The 6322-nt window shown below is 43.2% G+C and carries 5 protein-coding genes and 1 pseudogene; 3 read left to right on the top strand and 3 right to left on the bottom strand.

Features of this window, described 5'->3' with window-relative positions:
• Positions 1-400 (bottom strand): annotated as a pseudogene (locus Q4533_RS13700) (hypothetical protein); the annotation flags it as partial.
• A gap of 315 nt (positions 401-715) precedes the next feature.
• Between Q4533_RS13700 and Q4533_RS13695 the strand changes: the two are divergent.
• The 3 genes from Q4533_RS13695 to Q4533_RS13685 all read left to right on the top strand — a co-directional run bounded on the left by Q4533_RS13695 (position 716) and on the right by Q4533_RS13685 (position 2928).
• Positions 716-1132, top strand: coding sequence for a nitrous oxide-stimulated promoter family protein (locus Q4533_RS13695; RefSeq protein WP_102440295.1), 417 nt, complete (start codon positions 716-718; stop codon positions 1130-1132).
• A 114-nt stretch (positions 1133-1246) separates the two neighbouring features.
• Positions 1247-2092, top strand: coding sequence for a hypothetical protein (locus Q4533_RS13690; RefSeq protein ID WP_133126568.1), 846 nt, complete (start codon positions 1247-1249; stop codon positions 2090-2092).
• A gap of 263 nt (positions 2093-2355) precedes the next feature.
• The gene (locus tag Q4533_RS13685; protein ID WP_303502928.1) at positions 2356-2928 is read left to right on the top strand and encodes a lipid-binding SYLF domain-containing protein; all 573 of its coding nucleotides are present in this window, start codon (positions 2356-2358) and stop codon (positions 2926-2928) included.
• Between the two features lie 148 nt (positions 2929-3076).
• Here Q4533_RS13685 and Q4533_RS13680 read toward each other — a convergent pair whose 3' ends face one another.
• Both Q4533_RS13680 and Q4533_RS13675 read right to left on the bottom strand, forming a co-directional pair.
• Positions 3077-3631 (bottom strand): hypothetical protein, encoded by a 555-nt coding sequence (locus tag Q4533_RS13680; protein WP_241901006.1) that lies wholly within the window; start codon positions 3629-3631, stop codon positions 3077-3079.
• Positions 3632-3860: 229 nt separating this feature from the next.
• Positions 3861-6209 (bottom strand): YgiQ family radical SAM protein, encoded by a 2349-nt coding sequence (locus tag Q4533_RS13675; RefSeq protein WP_303502927.1) that lies wholly within the window; start codon positions 6207-6209, stop codon positions 3861-3863.
• Positions 6210-6322: the final 113 nt, after the last annotated feature.

The following is a 6322-nucleotide window of genomic DNA, read 5'->3' as shown; positions in this document are numbered from 1 at the left end:
CTGGCTCTGGCTCTGGCTCTGGCTCTGGCTCTGGCTCTGGCTCTGGCTCTGGCTCTGGCTCTGGCTCTGGCTCTGGCAGCTCATAAGACTCAGTCTCGACTATTTGTTCAACTGTTGCTTCAACTTCATCTACGGCAGTGACTACAGTATCTTCATCTTGCACAGGGCTTGGTTCTAATTCTTGAGCTATTGATTCAGTCTCAAGTTCAGTATTATCTTGCGGTGCTGACTCAATCTCAGATGGGGCTGAGGCTATATCTGTTATCTCAGCTTCTGGCTGCGGATCTGCCTGAGTTGGTTCTTTCTGCTCTAGCTCTTGCTTAGCAACGGTTTGGGTTCGACGATAAAGATAAATACCCAGCCAAACCAATAAAACAACGACAATAATTTTAATAATCATTTATAACACCATATTTGTGTCATGCTGTGTGCATTTGAATAGTTTTGGAGTTTACCATTCCTAGCCTATCCGAAGAAGGAAGCTTCATTTTTCTGCTTGAAAATCAAACAAGCTGAACTAATATTAATAAGCTATTCTTAGGACAAAAATCAAGTGTTTATGTCGCTTTTATGCTCGTTAACACAATAAGCTGACATTATTTTTAGCTTTTGTTTTTATGTGCTCTAGTTCAAGCTTATTAAGCATTGAATTGAATAAACAGACTGTGATTAGGTAAACTAGCCATACCCGAGTGATTTACTATGGTATTAACACATGACAATAAGCGCGATCCTATCAGGCAAGCTGTTATATGAATTCAACACAATGAATGCTATGGCAAAAATTTATTGCCGGGCTCATCATCAAATTGCGTTACAAACGGAAAATAGCCAAGGCTTGTGCCCAGATTGCATTGAATTGCTTGAATACGCAGAAACACGCTTAGATCGCTGTCCTTATGGTCAACAAAAGCCGACATGCAACAAATGTCCTGTGCATTGCTACAAACCGCACATGAAACAAAAAGTGCGTGAAATCATGATTTACTCTGGCCCAAGAATGCTGCTTCCCCATCCTATTATGGCGATAACGCATTTGCTCGCAGAAAGAAAGCCCGCACCTGGCAAACCGCCCGAAGCGGCGTCAAACCGTCATATGAGAAAACAGAAAAAACATAATAATGCTGCTTGATAAAGCGTGATTTAAGATATGACTTAACGATAAACAAAGGGATTGGCCATCGTAATTAATCAGTTTTTTTCACAGGCGTATATTTGGCTATCATTACTCGCTGGCATACATTGCTTGGGAGTAGGTTTTTACGTCCGCTATATTTTTGCTAATAACGACAGCAGCACCAGCCATAGTAATCGCTTACTGGGCGCCTTATTTATTCTGATCTCGCTATTCTTTTTTTCAGCCAGTATTACCCGCGAAAATGCCCCAATTCAAATTCATTTTATGATGACGTTAATGGTGCCATTTTACTTCTTACTGATGCCCTTACTGTACAGCTATTGCAAAGCGTGTTTACAAATTAAAACCTCTGACCTCAATTTCGTCAAACATATACTTACTACGCTAATTTCCATGGCGGTTATTGTTGTCACTGTATCGTTCAATATTGGTATGGTTCCCGATGCATCCCATATTCAAGTCAACAACATCAGTGAATTAGTCACCATTAATAAAATAGCCCTAGTCATGCCTGCCATTATTTTAATTCAAAGCGGGATCTATTTTTTCCTTATCATTAGCGCGTTAAGTCGTCATAGAGTCGACAAACATCAAAGCTTAAAAAATGTTAGATTTAGGTGGTTATTACTGCTTACTGGCGGCATTTTACTTAATTGGGTTTTACGATTGGTATTGGTGTTATTACCCTTCTATTTTGGTGACACTATTTCTAGCTATGCTGTTGGCATCGTCAGATTATGTCTATTAGCGACCATTTATGGGTTTGCCATATACGGACTACACCAAGTGACCCGACTGGTATTTTTACGTATCAAGGTCAATAAAACACCCCAGCATCATAGTGCCAAGCTGCTACTGGATAATGAAGAACTTGATTATTTAAGAAGTGTTATCAGTGATGACAAAGCCTCAGATCAGGGCTTAGAGAACAAGTCAGTCCCAAAAACTAAGTGAAATTAACTTCGCCAGATAAAGGCCACAGCCTGAGCCAACACCTGTACAAACAAGCTCAATTAAAGAGGATATTAAGTGAGTTATTTACTCACTGCTAGATTTAAATAACAACACCACTCATTTAAATACTCAGCACCAACTGAACTCATGTTAGTTTTAAGCACCTAGTAGCAATATTAGGCGTTTTTATTACAGCTTTGTTCAGCTTGGGTTTGCTATGCTAAAGCTATCATCACTAAAGTTTGCTTATCACAGGAGTTTTTATGAAACATATATTGTCATTGCTAGCGGTCACATTCGTGCTTATCGGACTGACATTTTCCAGCTCAGCTCACGCTGACAAATACGCCGAAGCCATTGCCGATTTTAAAAAGGCCCCCGAAGTACAAGGTTTTTTTGATAGTGCCTACGGCTATGCGATTTACCCAACCGTGGGTAAAGGCGGCTTTGGTATCGGTGCGGCCTACGGCTCAGGCAAGGTATATAAAGGTGGTGTTTATAGTGGTGATTCAAGCGTGTCACAACTTTCTATTGGCTTCCAATTAGGTGGACAAGCTTATAGCGAAATTATTTTCTTTAAAGATGCTGAAGCCTATAACGACTTTACCAGTGGTACCTTTGAGTTTAGCGCCCAGGCATCTGCAGTGGCCATTACTGTTGGCGCCAATGCACAAGTGGGCTCAACAGGTAACTCAGCAGGGGCTGGCAATGCAGGCAACCGTACAGCAGCTAATGCTGCTTATATGAATGGCATGGCGGTTTTCACTGCCGCGAAAGGCGGATTGATGTATGAGGCGGCTATCGCAGGCCAATCATTTAGTTTTGATGCTAAATAGCCATGACTTACAAAAAACTAAATTTACATAGACTTTAAATCACTGCCCTTTCAATTAATCATGATCAATAAATCAGGCTACCTTGGCAGCCTGATTTATTGCACTTCAAGTACTTGCCACTGTAAGCAATGTATGGCTTCAGCGATACTTACTCATGACCCCAAGGCGTTGGCGGCAGCGCCACTGGCTTGGTTAAATCAAAATCCACTCTAAAATCACGATTTTCGCGGGTTAAACGATAAGTGAAGACTGTTGGCTCAATGTACATATGCCACACGTTAGTCACTGACGCTGTTAAGCCATTTTCATTAAAGTTAGCAATTGATTCAGCATCGACAGGAAATGATTGCTCAGTTGCAGTGCCCATGTCAGCAGTGTCGCCACCGTACATGGTGACTTTGTCTTCAGTGCCATCTTCATGACGGTGATCATGCTTTAAGCGCAAGCCTGAAGTGGTTTTGGTGATAACCCAAGTACGAGAGTGATCGTCACCCACATGAAAAGGAATTTTAAGCTCAGTATCGCTGCATTCACGTACGTGCATGATTAATGCTTTATTGCTAAAAGCTGAATCAGCTTCGTTGCCCGCAGTCACCTCACCCGCATACGCTTTACCACAATGCACAGCAAGCGCATCAAAGTAACTGTCTTGTACACTAGCGTAAGTGGTAGATTCATCATGATCATGACTGCCATGTGCCATAGCAGTAGCGGGGATCAGACAACTCAATACAGCAGTGGCCAATATTTTTTTCATTATTATTCCTTGGGGTATTTATTTTAGTTTTTAATCATTCATTTAAACCATGGGCGATACCCTAAAGCAAATGAACTAGGCTTGCAGACTAACAGTGATTGTTTAATTTAACCTGAAATAAAAAAACCGCCTATTGGCGGTTTTCTAGTTAACAATTTCAAATTAGCTCAGCGGCTTATCTAGCGCCCTTACTATTTGAAGATTTATTTTTTGCATTCGCCTTATTGCTAAATGGCTGCTTCTTCTGTGACCAGCCTGTTTTAGCTTTGCCTTTGTTAGCGCTATTGGCATTAGCTGGTTTTTTAGCTGAAGATGACTTGCCGCCTTCTTGCTTTTCGCCAGCCGCTTTGGCTTTGTTGGCTTTGGTCGGTTTTTTACCGCTGTCTCTATCCGCAAACTGATTACCAGAAAAACGGGTGAAAGCCGTCTTACTACCATCATTTTTGCCACCACGGTTTTTAGCCCCAAAACCTTGGCGCTCATTACGTGATTCTGGTGGCACAATATGTTGCACCCCATTACCAATTAAATGCTCTTTACCCATGGCAGCTAAGGCTTCACGAATAAGTGGCCAGCCTGCAGGATCATGATAGCGCAGCAGCGCTTTGTGTAAGCGGCGCTGACGGCCTTTCTTAGGCACGGTCACTTGTTCACTGGTGTGCTTCACATTCTTCAATGAGTTAAGCTCAGTGTGGTAAATGGTGGTGGCATTGGCCATTGGCGATGGATAAAAATTTTGCACTTGATCAAGCTTAAACTTCTCTGATTTAAGCCACAGGGCTAGATTCAGCATATCTTCATCGGTGGTCCCCGGATGTGCTGAGATGAAGTAAGGAATAAGATACTGCTTCTTACCCGCTTCTTTAGAGTAATGATCAAATAGCTCTTTAAACTTATGATAACTGCCCATTCCCGGCTTCATCATTTTGCTTAGTGGACCATCTTCAGTGTGCTCTGGGGCGATTTTTAAATAGCCGCCCACATGATGCTTAGCCAGCTCTTTAATGTAGCGAGGATCTTCTGTGGCTAAGTCATAACGCACACCTGATGCAATCAGAACCTTTTTAATCCCCGGCACGTCACGGGCGGCGCGATATAAATCAATGGTGTGTTTATGATCGGTACCTAAATGGCCACAAATTGAGGGATATACGCAGGATAAACGTCGACAAGTGGTTTCTGCTTTGACGCTAGTACAGCCGAGGCGATACATGTTAGCGGTTGGGCCACCTAAATCTGAAATAACCCCAGTAAAGCCCGGCACTTTGTCTTGAATATCTTTAATTTCTTTGATGATAGATTCTTGCGAGCGACTTTGAATAATGCGCCCTTCATGCTCGGTAATCGAGCAGAACGAACAGCCACCAAAACAACCTCGCATGATATTAATCGAGGTTTTAATCATGTCGTAAGCAGGGATCACCGCTTTACCATAACTTGGGTGCGGTACGCGCTGATACGGCAAATCAAACACCGCATCCATTTCATCAGTATTTAATGGCCACGCTGGCGGGTTAACCCACACAGAGCGATTTCCTTGAGCTTGAAATAACGCGCGGGCACAACCCGGGTTTTGCTCTTGATGCAAAATACGTGAAGCATGGGCATACAAGAATTTATCGTCAGCCACTTTTTCATAAGCTGGCAGTAGCACATAGGTTTTTTCCCACGGCTTAGGTCTTGGCGGCTGCACGCTGATGGCTTTAGGGGCATCATTATCAAAAATCTTTTTATCGGTTGGGCCGGATAATTTTTCACAGCCGACATCATCAGCACCATAAGGATTGGGGATAGGATCAATCTTGTGTAGTTGATCTAATTTGCACGAATCCATGCCTTTCCAGCCGGGCAAAGGTTCATGACGAATAACTGCGGTGCCACGAATATCGTGCAAATCAGCCATTTTTTCGCCATTAGCGATGCGATGTGCCACTTCCACCAGCGGGCGCTCGGCATTACCGTAAATTAAGATATCGGCTTTAGCATCAAATATCACACTGCGGCGCACTTTATCAGACCAGTAATCATAATGAGCGATACGGCGTAAACTGGCCTCGATACCACCGATCACCACGGGCACTTCTTTGAAGGCTTCTTTACAACGCTGGGTATAAACGGTTACCGCGCGATCTGGGCGTTTACCGCCTTCATCGTTTGGGGTGTAGGCATCATCACTGCGAATGCGACGATCTGCGGTATAGCGGTTGATCATCGAGTCCATGTTGCCGGCGGTTACACCGAAAAACAGGTTCGGACGACCTAGCTTCATAAAGTCATTTTTATTTGACCAGTCTGGCTGACAAATAATACCGACTCGAAACCCTTGTGCTTCAAGCATACGGCCAATAACCGCCATGCCGAAACTTGGGTGGTCCACATAAGCATCGCCACTGACGATAATAATATCGCAGCTATCCCATCCAAGTTGATCCATCTCTTTGCGAGACATCGGAAGAAAGGGAGCTGTGCCGTAACACTCTGCCCAGAACTTTGGATAATTAAATAACGTGGATTCAACTTGCATGTGTGTAACCTAAAATTGATGGATACGTCGATAAACGGTCGCGGAGTATACCAGTTGGCGATGAGTAAGTGTGACTAAAAAAGCAGCAGATGTGAAATTTTTTTATTGATGAC

Source organism: Shewanella sp. 6_MG-2023, from assembly GCF_030547195.1.
Classification (GTDB): domain Bacteria; phylum Pseudomonadota; class Gammaproteobacteria; order Enterobacterales; family Shewanellaceae; genus Shewanella.
This window is presented reverse-complemented; position numbering and strand designations above follow the sequence as displayed.